Origin of the sequence: Sphingomonas sp. AP4-R1, from assembly GCF_013113735.1 — a bacterium.
In the GTDB taxonomy this organism is placed as follows: Bacteria; Pseudomonadota; Alphaproteobacteria; order Sphingomonadales; family Sphingomonadaceae; genus Sphingomonas_I.
Map to the genome: position 1 here is coordinate 3,197,164 of NZ_CP053346.1, position 15,113 is coordinate 3,212,276.

The window sequence follows — 15,113 nt, forward strand, 5'->3', positions numbered from 1 at the left end:
ACCGAAGCACCATTTGCTTGAGGGGAGAGCATAGAGGTGCAAGAGGGACCAATGGATGTGGTCGCCGCCTTCCCGTTCGATCATCCGGACGAGCCCGTGTCGCTCTACGACTATGCGCCCGTGCTGCGTGTTCGTGATCGTCGCGGCGATTGGGTTCTGAAGCGAACGGGGCTCATCCATTCGGACGGCGAGGCGATCGGAAGATGGCTGACGGCGCTACATGGCTTGGGCGTCGATGTGGTGGCCCCGGCAGCGCACCTCCACCCCAATCCCCGCCGCCTTGATGACGGCAAGGAGTGGGTGGTCTATCCCTTCGTGTCGGGCACCGGCTACCATGCCGATGAAAGCGAGATTGCCGACGCCGGGCGCTTGCTCGGCCAAATGCACACGGCCGATCCGCCCGAGACGAATGCCTTGGCGATCTACAGTGAGCCGGTAGTGCGAGATGCGGAATGGATCGAGCCGCACCTTGTTTCGGCCGAAGATGCCATCGAGACCGCCGGTGCGGATCGGCACGCATTCCGGCAGGCGACGCTAGCACGCCTTGCCACGGCCGAACCCGTCATGGGCTTGCCGCTCGCCGGGTGCAGCTTCGACTTCAAGGCGTCGAACCTCGTTTTCAGCCCGAAGCCTACGCTGGTCGATCCGGACCATGCGGCACGGATGCCAAGGCTCTATGACCTCGCCGTCGCTCTGCTCCTGTTCCACTGCGACCTCTCCACCGCTCCCGGTCGATTATGGAAGCCGGCCGAATGGGCGACCTTCCTGCAGGCCTATGCTGGGCATGTCGCCTTCACCGACGCGGAGCTGGCGGCGTGGCCGTCGATCCTGGAACTGGCATGGCTCGATCAAGGCGTCTGGCTTTTGGGAAACTGGCCGGAGGGCTGGGCGGACGCGAAGGATCGCGCATACCTATTGGACGTAGCGGCATTCGACCCGGCGGTGTTCCCGCTAACGCCTCCCGATCAGACCTTGAGCGGTTAGCGACATTCCCGATCAACGATCTTAATCGGGACGGTCGCGGGGCTTAGCGTACGATTTTGGCCATCCTCTCTCCGGAACCAAAAACGGGGGGCGACTAAATGAGAGCGTGCGGGACAGAGGCAAGATATGGTCGCGGGTCAAAGGCGCCAATGGCAAAGCTGCCGCTGCGACCTCATCGACCCAGACCGCCTCCTCAATCTCCGACGGCGTAGCGGGGTCATGCCGCACCCGCACGTGGAAGATTTCGGCCTCAACGGTATGGCCGGGCTCGTTGGCAGCAGGCGCGGAGTAGCAGCCAAGATGGCGCACGTCGCCCTCAGCCAACATCAGCCCGATCTCCTCACCAAGCTCACGGCAAAGTGCGCTGACGGGGCTTTCACCTTCCTCGATCTTGCCGCCGGCCTGCATGAACCATGCGGTTCCTGCTTTGCGGACCAGCAGCAAGCGGCCTGCGCCATCGTCAATCAAGGCGGCTGCTATGCGGATGATGCGTGCAGCCTGGTTGCTCATAACGTCATCATCCCGCCTGTAGCCGTGAAATCGTCGCCTGGCTCACGTTGAACAGCGCGGCGACAGATCGCTGTGTGTCGCCGGCATCGAGCTTGCGTAGCGCCTCGGTCTGCTGGTGAGGGGTGAGAGCGGTCTTCCGGCCGAACTTCACCCCTGCGTGCCTTAGCTTGGACACGGCCGACGCTGGTGCGCTCGGTGATTCGCTGCTGCTCCCAGCTCGCCGCGACACCCAGCACCGCGATCACCACTTCGGCGAGCTGCGATGTTGTATCCAGCATCGGTTCCGCGATCGAGCTAAAGCCGGCGCCGGCTTCCTTCACCGCATGGAGGATGTTCAACAGGTCGCGCGTGTTGCGGGCGAGGCGATCGGTCGCCGTCACCATCAGCACGTCGCCATGATCGAGCGCGCAGATTGCGCGCTTAAGCTGGAGCCGCACGGCCGAAGCGCCGCTGATCTTCTCGCGATAGATCTTCGTACGGCCGGCGCCTCAAGCTGGGCGAGCTGCTGCGCTATGTCCTGGCCGTTAGTCGAGACGCGGGCATAGCAGTAGATCATGGCGCGATTCTGCATCGGATATTTGCATCAGGGAAGAGCGCGGGAAAGCTGGGTTTTCTGATTGATGCAAAACTTGTGATTTTTGCATCGGAAGCACCGGAGCTGGCGACTGCGGACAAACGGCTTACGGTGGTCCGCTCGGGAACCCGCCGTCCCGCGATAACCTTTCGCCTCAGCCAAGCCTTTGATTTCACGATCGAGCAGGCACCGATGCAAAAGAGAACCCTTTACAACAATCGGAACGGAAGTAGCCGCCTCAGTTGCATGCAAAGCTACCGCATGACATCTTCTACAAAATCTGACGATGGGAAGTTGTTTTGCTCCCGATTTTATTTCTCGTCGCTGCCACTGCTGACCAGCCTCCGATGCCATCGCAATGGGCGCAATTTAGTCGATCAGCAGCGCTCAGTCGCGTTACTGAGAAGGTTGATATTGCGACGGGTGACATGAAGGGCCGTAGTCAGTTCCATTATAGACTGCGCTACACCAAAAATGCACCTAGAACCGGGAATACGGTCGAATGGGCCGATAGCGAAACCTGCCCGGTGATCCGATCCATAATGGCGAAATATGCGGAACATCACGATGCCGGCTCCCGCACGCTATGGTCTGCCGGATGAATCAATGACGATAACGGCAGACGGAATTGGGTATTCTCTTACCGCTCCCTCGTCAGACAATATGGGTCAGATAACCATTAGCTCAAATGTTGGTTCCTCGCTCGCGGCATGGATTGATATGTCGTTCGAGCAACTAGTGGTCGCCTCCTGACAGAAGAGCCCTGAGGGGATTCCCCTTACGGAGCTGGCGTGCGAAGCTCCGACATGCGCACGGGAGTATCGTTCACCGTCTCAGCCGCTGACCGAGGCCGCCTGGAGGCGGTGGTGGCGGATCGGAATGCACCGCAGAAGCACGTGTGGCGTTGCCGGATCGTGCTGGGCACCGCCGATGGGCTTGGTACCAATGCGATCATGCGGGAAGCGGGAGTTGCGAAGACGGCGGTGTGGCGCTGGCAAGAGCGCTTCATGGCCGAGGGCGTCGAGGGCCTGCTCCGCGACAAGACCCGGCCATCGCGTATCCCGCCGCTCGGGGCGGATGTGTCGGAGCGCGTGGTGCGCCTCGCGCTCGAAGACCCGCCGGACGAGACGACGCACTGGACGGCAGATGCGATGGCGCGCGCGGCCGGGATCAGCGCCAGCGCGGTGCGCCGCATCTGGAAGGCGCACGGGCTCGAGCCGCATCGGTGCCGGCAGTTCAAGCTGTCAACCGATCCCAGGTTTGTCGAAAAGCTCCGGGACGTGGTCGGGCTCTACGTTGACCCGCCCGCACATGCGCTCGTCTTCTCGGCCGATGAGAAGAGCCAGATCCAGGCGCTCGACCGCACCCAGCCTGGCCTGCCGATGAAGAAGGGCCGCGCGGGCACCATGACCCACGACTATAAGCGCAACGGCACGACGACGCTGTTCGCCGCGCTCAACTTCCTCGACGGCACCGTGATCGGTCGCAATATGCAGCGCCACCGCCACCAGGAGTTCATCCGCTTCCTGAACACCATCGAGGCGTCCGTGCCTGCGGGCAAGCAGGTCCACCTGATCCTCGACAACTATGCGGCGCACAAACACCCCAAGGTCCGCGCATGGCTCGACCGCCACCAGCGCTTCACCTTCCACTTCACCCCAACATCCTGCTCGTGGCTCAACGCCGTCGAGGGGTTCTTCGCCAGGCTCACCCGGCGTCGCCTGAAACGCGGCGCGTTCCACTCGCTCGTCGACCTCCAGGCCGCCATCAACCGCTTCGTCGCCGAGAACAACGAAACCGACCCAAAGCCCTTCCGCTGGACCGCCGACCCCGACCGCATAATCGCCGCCGTCAGGCGCGGGCACCAAGCGTTAGATTCGATCCACTAGGCTGATGCGGAGGCCGTCCACAGCATCAGGTCAGAGACTATGGAGCGAAGGCTGCTTACGATCCCTAATTTCGGGATGTCATGCCTTGAGGAAGTCCGAACCCTCGTTGAAGCTGCTCAGCGAACAGCGGGCTGATTGCAGCGCAAAGCCCATCAACGCTGCGGTTGTTGTGATGCGGGCGATGTCAAATCGAGAACCTCGAGACTTGGCGGCCCTATTCGGCGGCGTATAAAGCTGCCCGGCGGAACGCCGTAGGCTCCCCGCAGCGTGAACCGCTCAATACGATAGGCGCCCTGCATCATTTTTCCGCCGGTTGACGGTGCATAACGACGGCGCGAAATCTGAGTTACTATCGATTTTGTCCAACCTAGACCCGCCGAGCCTCTGATAACATCAATCGCGTCGGTACGTCCGTTAGGCCTTATCCAAAACCCGATGTCTGCCCACCTTAATCCACCAAAATCGCTAGACGCCGGAGCGACGGGATCGACCAAGCCAAATTTGAGCGCAGTGTCTCTCGCTTCGGCGCCTGGAGATGCCTCATACGCAGGTGCCCAAACCAGCATCGGCTGCGGTGAATCACCGCTTTGCTGAACGCTCTTCACTAGGCGATCAATCTCTGTGTCGCTGGCGTGGCCAAGCGCGAGGCGCAGCTTGAGAATCGGCAATATCCGACGGATTTCGATATTTTCAGGGCCAGCGCGTGCCGCAAGTCGATCAACCATCTCATTGGCTTGAGTTGTTTGCCCGCGTAAGCTTGCCAGCCAAATTCGCCGGATTGCCGCCATCATAGAAATCATGGGCTGTTCTTGAGAGAGCGCGCGCTGCTCTGCCGAACGATACGAGCGTTCGGCGTTAACCGCGTTGCCGAGTTTCATCCACATGTCGCCAATCGCAAGCATGGTGTCCAGTACGGCGGGATCTGAATCGGGAAGGTTATCGCGAAGGGTCTGAACCTGACCGGCCACGGCCCGTCGATAAACGTCTGTGTCGCCCTCCTGCAGCGCAACGGTTGCATAGGCTTCATATATGGCAGCAACGGGCCGAGGTGCTACTTTAGCAAAGCGGCGATTTCGACTGACAGCTTTCCCTAAAGCTCGCTTTGCTCCTCGGTAATCTCCGTTTCGGAACAGCTTTTCAGCCCAAGCGATCGAAATCTGAGCGTCTTTGAGCGGCTCGCAGCTACCAGAAGCGCAGTCGGTGTATGCTTGATCCAATCGCTTTCCCGAAACGACTATCTGGACAGGCACTCCCTGCATGGCCGCGAGCAGCAAGACCAAACTCATAGGGGCGCAATCGCCGGATCGTAGACGCAGGATCGCAGCATATAAGGAAATCGATCCTTCACCGCGTCACAATGCCATCCTTCGCGGAGCCTGCAAGCGGCACAGAGAAGCTGGCGCTATCATTTTGATCTAAATTGGATCAATTCCGTCGGAGCGACGAGCGACTCAAAACTGCTTGCGGATCGTCAGACGCACTGTGCGGCCGACAGGATCGACTTCGTAACGCGAGTATCCGGGGGCAGAATCTCCATCCTTGTCCAAAAGCTGCCGGTAGCGGTCGAAAAGGTTCTGAACACTGAATGTCATTTTCCAGTGGCCGGCAAGAGATCTATTGGTCAAATGCCCGATCAATTTATCAGGATAGGCAAACATAGATAAACCTAATATCATCGCTGGCTTCACCCGAAGACGGTTCGCATCAACACCTATGAAGGCGTCACTACTCCATTGACCATTGAGACTGACGCCAAACGCCGGAGTTCCTGTGTTCATTTGCAGGGCAATCGACTGGCGAGGCAATCCCTGCCCGCCTTTCAATCGTTTTACGATCGGCAAGCCAGCCTTAGTAATAAATCTGGATGCAAGTGTAGCCTGATAAGCGAAAGATGCTCCAAAGTTCAAAGGTGATCCAATAGATTCGGATTTCTCCCGCGATGATCGTGTGCTTGAGGGAGTTCGACGAGAGCGAAAGGAAACGCTAGCTCCGATCTCGTCTGAAACATCTCTGTAAATATTAATGGGACGCATATCGACTGCGATCAGATCGCCATTTGCATCACGTGAGACACGTTCGGGAAATCCTTGCTCTATCTCCTGGGTAAGATCCGGAAAAGGGGCAATAGCATCACGAAGGTGAGATGTTCTATATGATGCGGTCGCTGTAACGAGCTTCAAAAATTCAGGCTGTATCGATGCGGAGACCACCCGTCTCAATTGCGAGCCACCCCGGAGATTTGGATTTCCACCAGAAGCACGGATTATTTCGGCGGGCTCTTGGCGCGTATAGTCAAACACCGATTGTGGCACGAACGTGGTTTGGCCATTCAGTTGAGCTATGGTTGGCGTCGAGGCAAGACGTTCAATTGATGCACTTATTTGAATGGCTGATATAGGCGACCAAAATATCTCATATGCGGAGTTCCACAATGGTCTCTGCCCACTAATGGCGCGTCGCCCGAACTTTATATTAAAAGATAAATCTCCAACACTGTCGGCGATTCCGAGTATCCGTGAGACCGGAGCGCCAATTGATAACTGAGTAGCGAGCATCGATCGATGCGCACCTGCCGTTGCGTATGCGGCCCTATCGTCATTTGGCTCGGTCTGCCTTGTTCTTGCGTCGAGGAGAGAGTTATTGACGGTCCATGAAATGAGAGGCGAGATGAACGACACGTTACCCCTCGCCATTACATCTAGCGAGAAACTGCTAGAGAGAGCTCGCTCGTAGTTCGATTTTATCAAACTACTAAAAGCTGATGAGTATGGATTATCGTTAATATTGTCATTTAACGCTGATGAAGCATAATCGACTTCTGTAACATATTGTGATTGAAGTCTATTTGTCGATTTTGAGGTCGAAAATGAACTAGATATTGATGCACTCACCCCATAAAGGCGCCCGGATAAACTTCCTGAAATAGATTTTTGTGTTTGCAGATTTCGCGCCAGAAGTGGCTCGCCGCTATTTAATGGACGATGAAGGTCTATATCACTTTTGAATGGGGACCACATGCTTCCCTTTGGTATGATGATAGACAGCATTGGAACTCCTAGCTGACTGTTGTCGCTGTCGCGCGAGAACCCTAAAGACAAAGTTGCCGACACTTTTCCAAAGCGACGCGCCGCGCTTAAGTCGAGTCCAGCGCTACTCGCCGCAGGCTTAAGGGACCGGAACATGTCGGGATTGCGCAGAAGAGATGGATTCGCGGATTCTCGGAAGTCTGAGATTTCGTATGCCGCTTGGGCTTCCTCCGGGGGTATTGCAATCAACCCGGCGTGTCCCACCATCTGGCTGAATGAGGGATCAATCTCACCCCCGGATGGCGTGACGATGTATCCGGTTGGGCCGAATGGGATCGGGTTTTGAGGAAACTGGCGCGAGCTTCGCAAGAGCGCGCCTTGATGGTTTGAGCGAGCCTCGGCGCTCCAGCGCGTATCGCCTTTGATGGCGCTATACGTTGCAGAGAGGCCTGCGCCATCTTGCCCACCGGCTGTCGCTGCGTTGAAGGCTATCTCTGCATCGACTCGCCGGAACTTCGCTTTCAAGACAAGATTGACGACGCGCTGTCCCGCTGAGGTGCTATACTGGGTTCCCGCGCCTTGCTTGAGAACCGTTATCTCAGAAAGGGCCTCCGGCGGGAATTTTAGCAGCGCCTTATCAAGGCCGATCGGAACCCCGTTTACTAAGACAATGGGCTCACGGCCTTCGGGGTCGATGTAGGGGCTCAACCGCGTGAGAAGTTCACCGATGCTGTCCGTGCCTTGAGATGAAATCTCGTCCTGATCGAATTTAGTGGCAACATCGGCAGTGGACTGCGTGCTGCGATCGCCCGTAACCACGATTTCGAGGGGCTGATGTATCGGTTCGGCTTGAAACCCGGCTTGCACGCTTTCCGCGCTGCCAATGTTGACGCCCTGCGCCGCAGCAATCAGCGCAGGCGCAAGTAGCGACAGATAGTTGAGCAATCTGATTATCCGATTTGTATTGCGCCCGCTCGTATCCTGCAGAACGAACGGGCGCTCTCAGCTTAGTCGGATCGTGGGGTTCCAGTGTAGGTCATCAGACTTGCATAAGGTCCGCCCCAAGTAGTGGCGAATGACGCATAGTCTGGCAGAGGAAACGAGCTTTGATGGAAGATGTCACTGAACACCTCAGATCCACCGCCACAATCGAGGAAGTTGGTTCGACCGACCCAAACGACGCTGTAAGTCACGCCATTTGGCCCCTTCCAGTCGTAGCAGCGCTCGTCACTAAAGTAGTAACCGAACTTCGTCTGCTCAGCAGCGATTCCTGCAATTGATGGTGTAGAGAGCGCCGACGCGAATAGTATCGCGCTTGAAACAAGGAATTTTTTCACCCCATTTTCCTTCAAAATACTGAAACAAGTCTCAGCACTTTGAAGTTATAATTCTCACTATACAGCATCAAGATGTATGATCCGATTTGGATTGTTATTTTTTTCGGTGAAATAATAATTCGTATTGAGCTTTAGAATTCCATCTCAAATAACGAAAATCAAACTACATTCCTTCAGGCAGACTGACTTTTTATCTGACATATTGCTCATAAGATCATGAGGCACTTCGAGTGATCGCCGCTGGTAGAGTGCATTTACTATGTATTCCCTCCGCGAAATCCGAGCGCAACACGGCACTATGCGTCGCGGGTAACTATACCCGCGCGGCATATGGCATCCTGACGCCAAGGAAGGGTAACTGCCTTATGCGTTCGTACAAAATGGAGAATGCCCCAATATTTTATCTCGGCAATCCAAAAAGACTATAGGACAGAGAATTCGATCAAGAATGGATCATGACTCAAAATATCGAGTATTAACGGATCGTTTTGTCCGTTTCGGCCATTTTTATAAAAATCTCGTTTTCGCCAAATTGAGATATTACCAGAGCGTTGCCGTCTGGCATGAAACTTATGTCTCTTGGAAATCTGCCTACCTTAATTTCGCTCACGGCCTTAGCCTTAGACGGGTCAGCAGGTTCAACCAGAGTCAGACTTCCGGCGGTGTAATCGTAGCGCCCGGAATTCGCGACCCAAAGCCGACGCCCGTCCGGGCTGATGGCCAATCCGATTGGGGAGCTGCCAACCACCAGCGTTTTAACAAGGGCCGATCTTATTAGGGGGCGAGCGATGAGATCTGCGTCAAAGGCGAGGATGCGGCCATCGCTCCGTGCGCTGACCCAAAGGTATTGCCCGCTTGATGATATCTCGACGCGGACAGGATTGCAGCCAGCTTTTTCTATCCGGATAACTGACCGCTCAGGAGAGGCTATTGCCAGAGCGGTATCGATTACAAAAACAGCGCCCTCCGCGTATGGTGTTTCCGCGCCCTGTTCGGGGCGGCAGGGCCCCGTACCGCCTAGGCTTTGACTAGTGGAAAATAGCTTGGTCCCATCGGGAGACAAAGCGAGGCCGACTGGCGCCTGCCCCACTGGCACGCGGCCGATGATAGCCTTGTTAGTTCGACCTTGAACGGCATTGGCAACATTAATCACCACTACACTCTGGTTCCGCTCCTCGCTCACAAAAAGGATCGAGTCGTCCTTAGAAAATTGGGGATATAGCGCGCCGAATGCTCCTTCTGGGACGACGGCTACTATCGGATCACGCGCCGCATCGGGATTGGCCAAGATATGCGCGTCGAGCAGTATGACAGCCTGTTTGGCGGCGACAGCAAGCAAATCGCCATTATGAGAGAGCTTGAGCCCCCCTCCCGAGCCCATGGGGGTCTGTACGATACGCGTGAGTTCGAATTTGCCGTTCTTATTGGATAGCACAGCGATGCTGCCGGCATTTCGGTCCTGCACCAGAGAAGCAAAAATCTGGCAATTGTCGGACGATGACACTGATGCGAATGGGCGTCCTGGCAGCTTGATCGTTTGATCGCCGGACAGACGTATGCACGAGGCGTGGCTGGCGGTGCCGACAAACATCGCTAACACAGCGTATGCACTTAGGCGAAGGCGCCGCATTGAAAACTCCCACACCGATCTGCAGCGTTTAAACGCCTGAGTGTCTAGCGCAAACCAGATGGCGGCGACACTGAGGCTCTATCTCTCTTTCGCAAAATGGCTTGGATGCGAGCCACTTTTTTTGGTGAGAGGGCGACGATCAGCAAAAAGCAAAGCCTTCGCTACTCCGCATCTCTTCTTTCGCGACATTGGGCCGAACCCGTTCTGGGAACTCACTATCTGAACCGCCCCGGGTTTGTCGGAGGCTCCAACTCCTGAGAAGGTGGAGCCTGTATGAGCAAGACGACGAACAAGTTTGCGCCCGAGGTCCGCGAGCGAGCGGTACGGATGGTGCTGGATCACGAGCGCGATCACCCATCGCGATGGGCAGCGGTAGTTTCCATTGCGGAGAAGATCGGCTGCGTTCCGCAGACACTGCATGAGTGGGTAAAGAACGCTGAGGTGAACAGCGGCAAGCGCGCTGGCGTTCCGACCGAAGTTGCTGACAAGATGAAAGCGTTGGAGCGCGAAGTCCGCGAGCTGCGACAGGCCAACGAGATCCTGCGCAAGGCATCCGCATATGATGATCGCGCACGAATGCCGCGACGCCTTCGGGCGTCGCGGCATTGGCCGCAGCTCCAGATGCCAGGGCCATGATCACGCCTGCTGTTTGCCTCAGTGCGTATTCTAGAGGTTGTCTCCTGGCGTGTCGATCGGCCGTAGATTATGATGCGGGTGGCTCCATCAATGTTTCAAGGCGGCCGAGCGTTTTGCCCCAAGCACCCACACGACGGTAATCGCCTTTGAACCCGTCATAGTTGATCGTGACAAGAAGCTGCTCGCCGATAAAGTTCGGCGAAGGCAACTGACCGTCCGGCTCTACGCCCGACCTCAAGGTTGCCAAAATGCGATCGATTTCGGCCCCAGATTCGGGCGATAATGCGTAGGTTCTCGCATCATGATCGATGGAAGCGCCGCAATGTGGCGACATCGCACAGGCATAAGACACCGACCAGCCCGCTCCCGTCTTATTCCCTACGATACTCAGCATAGTGTCCAAAGGGCCATGCCCGACATCGATTATCTCGATCTGCCCATTGGCGGAGGCGGCCGGCAATCCCGCAAGCCGGCGGATCATCAAATCGGTGGGTTCCCGTTTGGTGGATGATTGCTGCCCCTGTGCGGCGCACGTTGCCGACATCAAAATCGCGAACGCTAAAGGCGGTTTTTTCGAAAAGCCATCGCCTGCACTCCCATTTCTGGATGAACCAGGTTAACGCCGGTTTGGCGGCACGAAAACGGGGAACACGGGGAATGACCAAATTTTTCATCGTGCCAATCTCCCGTTTGTGACAGAAGTCCTTTTCTCAGCACGATAGCTTCCAATTTTTTACAGGGGGAGGCCAAGAAAAGACGCGCCGGGGACCGGGTTGAAGGAAACCGGCTCGGCCGCTACAAAATTGAAGGCCGCATAGAGCTTCCGCGCGGAAACGGATTTCTCCTGCACGTCGAGCCTCATTTCGCGATAGCTGGCGACACGAGCCTCCGCGATCAGTCGCTCTACCAGCTTGTGTCCTACCTGCCGGCCCCGCGCGCTGGGGCGAACATAAAGCCGCTTCATCTCGCATATGTCGGCGCTGACCTCGCGGAGCGCGATACAACCTTCGATCTTGCCACCATGATCGGCGAGCAGCACGCATCCCTTGGGCGTCGCGTATTTGCCGGGGAGGTTTGTAAACTCGGCGTCGTTCCCCTGATAATCGAGATTCACCGGGGAATTGGCGATGAACTCACGCCAGATGCTCAACACCGAAGCGGTATCATCGGGGAAAATCGCGTGCCTGATGATGGTCATGGCACGTTGCGTCGCTGATAATCGTGGCAGCAATGGGACGCCGTCGTGGCAATCATAAACGGCAGGAAATGAGGCGACTGCTGACCGGCAGTTGTAGCGGGTTGCCAGCGCTTCCGAAGGAAAATCACGGTAAGTGGCGCCTATGCGGCGGGTCCCCTTTATCCAGTTTTGCCTTGCTCGTTCTCGCGGCGCTCGACCTCGCGTTCTAGAACCTCGCGAATGAAGGCGGCGCGGCGCTGCCGTCCTACCAGCTTATCGATCCGTTCGCCAAGACCTTCGGGCAAACGGACATTAGTCGATTTCACATTGAGCGGCGGCCTTCCCATCCTGTCGTCGTAGCCGCGTATCAGGCCCTTTCAATCGGAAGCCGATTAAGCGGTGCCGGTTATTGAACATTTCCTGCCTTTAGTGTTATAAGCGATGCCGCTTAGTCCTTCCGAAGCACGTGATCGCTTCGGGACGGCCGGAAGAAGGCGGACCAATGACCTCACGGGAAAGTCCTCCGGGTGATTCGACGGGCGGCACGTCGCGTCGTAATTTACTGCGCCACATGGCGACGGCTCCGGTCGCGGTGTCGGTGATCGCCTCGCCCTGGGCGAAGGCGCTGGCGGCATTGCACGACCGCTACGAGGATGCGCCCGCCTTGCTACGCCGCAGCCGGGAAGGACGCCGGATAAGCCACGACCGCTACCACAGCGCGGAAATCGCCTTCATAGGCATCGAGGCGGGGTTCTTCGCCGATCCCCGTCATATCCGCACGACGCTGCATCAAGCGGGAGCCGTCGCCAAGCTGGCCTTGTGCGCGCATCTGCTGGACGTGGGCTTTGCCGACGAGTGGAACGCCGAACATATCCGGCAGGACATCACCAAGGCCCTCGCTTATGCCAATGCGACGGGGTTCGGGCATGACTGCCCGGAGACGGCGCGGCTGGCGGTCATTCTCTCGCCTTATTGGAAATGGGGCTATCCCCATTTGATCGGCGACCCGCCGATGGACGATGGCGGGTGGAAACACGATCGGGTCCGCGGTCTCATCCGCGCCTTGTTGGCTCGCGTGGCGGACGTGACCGGCCATCCCCGCCCGAAGGGATGCGACGGCTTCGGTCGGGAGGCGCGGGCATGATGCTGCGCACCGACGCCGATCACTTGCCCGTCCCGATCCGGGAGGAACTGCTGCACGTCGCGACGATATTATTCGAGGCGTTTGCCGAGACGACTAAGGGCAGATGCTCCGAACATTATCGGGCGGGCCGTATTCTTGCGCTGATCCTGCATGGCCCTCATGCCGAGCAGGATTGGGAGCATATCGTGCCGGGAGAAGCGTTCCGGTTGCTGGCGATCGTCAACTACCCACGGCTCGCGCGCAGCGAACGCGACTGGCGGCTGGTGCGTGACCGTCTGCGCCGCGCATGGGAGTTCGGCGAGATTGCACGACCTGTGCGTCTTTCCGTCGAATGCCTCGAACGAATCAACCATGCTCTTGTCGAGGGCGTTCCACATTTCGTCTCGGTCGCCGAACGAGGAATAGCGCTCTACCAGATGGAGGGGTTGCGCCTCAAAACGCCGCGCCACCTGCCCGCGCGGGAACGGGCCGTTCGTGGCATCGCGGAGTATCTGCGCTGGCACCAAAGCGGCAGCGATTTTCTCGCTGGTGCGGCCTTCTATCGCGATCAGGGTAACGGGCCAATGACGGCGCTGTTGCTGCATCAGGCGTGCGAGCATCTCTATCTGTGCGTGCTGTGGTCGCTCACCCTTCATGGCCCGCGCACCCACGCACTGGACGAACTGCGCGAAGCCGCCGAGGCGCTGGATAGCAACCTGACCGCGACGTGGCCGAGGGCAACCCGATTCGAGCGTCGCGCCTTCGGTTGTATCCGTCGTGCCTATATCGAGGCCCGTTACGGACGCTCCTACAGGATTTCGCCGCAGGAATTGACGTGGGCGTTCGGGCGCGTCGAGATATTGCAGGAATCGACGGTCCGGGCGTGCGCCGATTACCAAGCGGCGCTGATCGCGGACACGTCAGCTCCCATGCTTCCGGCACCCACAGAAGCGGCGACAACGGCCACGCTTCCACAGCCCCTCCAATGCACCAACATGCTGAAACGGACATGGCAGATCGCACGCCGTACCGCGCCATCGCGGGTTCACTGGAACCGGCTCATTCACGTTCGCCGGTTTTGGCATTCGCAGAGATTCACGCAATGGGCCGGGAGCCTGCACTTCGCGATGATCGGACTATGTCTGTTTCTAGCCGGTGCGGAGGCGGCGCTATGGCGGGTGCGCTCGATCTATTCCGCGCAGACCGTTCGCTCGGAACCCGCAGACCCTTCCGCCGTGCTGGACTTCGATGTGCGCGCGGACACGGTATTGGGAGCGGTAGGAGATATTGCGAACCGCGCGGGCTACCGGATCAAGGCCACCGAGGATATTTGGGCCGTGCGCTGGACCGGGGCCTATCGCGCCAAGGCGACAACCTTCGACGCTTTGGCGGACGTCCTGTACGGCTCCGGTCTTTGCCCCGCGATCCGGGGCGACACCATCACCGTGCGCTATTGCGACAAGAGCCGCCCGCCAAGGGTCGTCTCGATCGAATATCAGACCATGCCGGACGGCACCGTGCGCATGGAGGTGCCGCGCTGATCGCTCCCCTGTTCCGCCTCGAATGCGCGCTTTCCCTTGCGCTTCCAGACGGCAAGCGCGTTGTCCCGTTCGTCGCCGCGCAGCCGATCGGCCACCGTCAGGAATGCGCCGTAGAGGGTGGCGCGGTCATCGTCGGTCAGATCGACCAGCCCCGCCTTGATGACAAGGCCACCGAGTTCGATCAGATGCCGCGTGCGTTCCCGGCGAGCAACGGCCCAATCGCGCATGTCGGTTCGCGTCTTTCGTGCCTCAAGCCGATGCCGCGCCGCCGTCGAGCGGGAGAGAGCCGCTCGAACCCCGTTCAGGTCCACCCGCAGGCTTGCCGCCTTTGCCGAGAAAGAAGGCCGCGCCCGCCTTGTGCCAGCCCTCCCGTGTGGTGGCGTCTTTCACCGTGGTGACGTGGAGCAGCGCCCCGGCGAGTGTGTCAGCGTCGAGCGTATCGGCACCCGTCGCGGCCACCAGTTCGCCAAGCTGATGCACGCGCCGTTCCTTGAGCGCCTTCGCCTTGTCGGCCAGCGCCTTGAGTTCCGAATCGAAATCCCGTGGTTTACGCATCGCAAAGTCTTTCGTTGAGTGGTGATCCGGCGATGATAAGATGAACCCGCCCACAGTGCAGTAGAGTCGCCGGGACAGTCTGACACCGCCTAGTCCCGTCCGAGAAATTTTCGAGAAGGGCGCGCTTATAC

Annotated in this window: 13 protein-coding genes and 2 pseudogenes; 5 read left to right on the top strand and 10 right to left on the bottom strand. The window is 58.1% G+C overall.

From position 1 onward, the window contains the following. Nucleotides 1–51: 51 nt before the first annotated feature. Entirely contained in the window at nucleotides 52–984 is a 933-nt protein-coding gene (locus HL653_RS14865) for a phosphotransferase enzyme family protein (RefSeq protein ID WP_171745212.1), read from the top strand. Between the two features lie 21 nt (nucleotides 985–1,005). On the opposite strand, the gene HL653_RS14870 is transcribed toward HL653_RS14865, so the two are convergent. Together HL653_RS14870 and HL653_RS14875 are read right to left on the bottom strand one after the other, a co-directional pair. Beyond that, on the bottom strand, nucleotides 1,006–1,494 hold the full coding sequence (locus HL653_RS14870) for an NUDIX domain-containing protein (RefSeq protein WP_171745213.1): 489 nt from the start codon (nucleotides 1,492–1,494) through the stop codon (nucleotides 1,006–1,008). Between the two features lie 7 nt (nucleotides 1,495–1,501). Further along, nucleotides 1,502–2,050, bottom strand: a pseudogene (locus HL653_RS14875) (recombinase family protein). A gap of 824 nt (nucleotides 2,051–2,874) precedes the next feature. Here HL653_RS14875 and HL653_RS14880 point away from each other — a divergent pair. Then, entirely contained in the window at nucleotides 2,875–3,957 is a 1,083-nt protein-coding gene (locus HL653_RS14880; protein ID WP_171745214.1) for an IS630 family transposase, read from the top strand. Between the two features lie 152 nt (nucleotides 3,958–4,109). Here HL653_RS14880 and HL653_RS14885 read toward each other — a convergent pair whose 3' ends face one another. The 4 genes from HL653_RS14885 to HL653_RS14900 all read right to left on the bottom strand — a co-directional run bounded on the left by HL653_RS14885 (nucleotide 4,110) and on the right by HL653_RS14900 (nucleotide 9,950). Continuing rightward, nucleotides 4,110–5,243 carry a lipopolysaccharide assembly protein LapB gene (locus HL653_RS14885; protein WP_171745215.1) on the bottom strand — a complete coding sequence of 378 codons (1,134 nt, stop codon included), beginning with the start codon at nucleotides 5,241–5,243 and terminating at the stop codon, nucleotides 4,110–4,112. A 165-nt stretch (nucleotides 5,244–5,408) separates the two neighbouring features. Continuing rightward, nucleotides 5,409–7,928, bottom strand: coding sequence for a TonB-dependent receptor (locus HL653_RS14890; RefSeq protein ID WP_171745216.1), 2,520 nt, complete (start codon nucleotides 7,926–7,928; stop codon nucleotides 5,409–5,411). Between the two features lie 62 nt (nucleotides 7,929–7,990). Further along, complete coding sequence (locus tag HL653_RS14895; RefSeq protein ID WP_171745217.1) at nucleotides 7,991–8,320, bottom strand: hypothetical protein; 330 nt, start codon at nucleotides 8,318–8,320, stop codon at nucleotides 7,991–7,993. 475 nt (nucleotides 8,321–8,795) lie between these two features. After that, nucleotides 8,796–9,950, bottom strand: a complete 1,155-nt coding sequence (locus tag HL653_RS14900) for a YncE family protein (protein WP_171745218.1) — start codon at nucleotides 9,948–9,950, stop codon at nucleotides 8,796–8,798. Between the two features lie 273 nt (nucleotides 9,951–10,223). Between HL653_RS14900 and HL653_RS14905 the strand changes: the two are divergent. Next, nucleotides 10,224–10,511, top strand: a pseudogene (locus HL653_RS14905) (transposase); the annotation flags it as partial. A 142-nt stretch (nucleotides 10,512–10,653) separates the two neighbouring features. Here the strand turns inward: HL653_RS14905 and HL653_RS14910 are convergent. Together HL653_RS14910 and HL653_RS14915 are read right to left on the bottom strand one after the other, a co-directional pair. Next, on the bottom strand, nucleotides 10,654–11,067 hold the full coding sequence (locus HL653_RS14910) for a hypothetical protein (protein WP_171745219.1): 414 nt from the start codon (nucleotides 11,065–11,067) through the stop codon (nucleotides 10,654–10,656). 252 nt (nucleotides 11,068–11,319) lie between these two features. Then, the gene (locus tag HL653_RS14915; protein ID WP_171745220.1) at nucleotides 11,320–11,784 is read right to left on the bottom strand and encodes a GNAT family N-acetyltransferase; all 465 of its coding nucleotides are present in this window, start codon (nucleotides 11,782–11,784) and stop codon (nucleotides 11,320–11,322) included. Nucleotides 11,785–12,334: 550 nt separating this feature from the next. Between HL653_RS14915 and HL653_RS14920 the strand changes: the two genes are divergently transcribed. Together HL653_RS14920 and HL653_RS14925 are read left to right on the top strand one after the other, a co-directional pair. Continuing rightward, a complete protein-coding gene (locus HL653_RS14920) occupies nucleotides 12,335–12,907 on the top strand; it encodes a hypothetical protein (RefSeq protein WP_253716906.1) in 573 nt (190 codons plus the stop codon). Next, on the top strand, nucleotides 12,904–14,427 hold the full coding sequence (locus HL653_RS14925) for a nucleotidyltransferase (protein ID WP_171745222.1): 1,524 nt from the start codon (nucleotides 12,904–12,906) through the stop codon (nucleotides 14,425–14,427). The genes HL653_RS14920 and HL653_RS14925 overlap by 4 nt, the downstream gene beginning before the upstream one ends. On the opposite strand, the gene HL653_RS14930 is transcribed toward HL653_RS14925, so the two are convergent. Both HL653_RS14930 and HL653_RS14935 read right to left on the bottom strand, forming a co-directional pair. Continuing rightward, entirely contained in the window at nucleotides 14,382–14,654 is a 273-nt protein-coding gene (locus HL653_RS14930; protein ID WP_171745223.1) for a conjugal transfer protein TraD, read from the bottom strand. The genes HL653_RS14925 and HL653_RS14930 overlap by 46 nt on opposite strands. 22 nt (nucleotides 14,655–14,676) lie before the next feature. Next, nucleotides 14,677–14,982: a conjugal transfer protein TraD gene (locus HL653_RS14935; protein WP_171745224.1), complete on the bottom strand. Its 306-nt coding sequence runs from the start codon at nucleotides 14,980–14,982 to the stop codon at nucleotides 14,677–14,679. Nucleotides 14,983–15,113 lie beyond the last annotated feature (131 nt).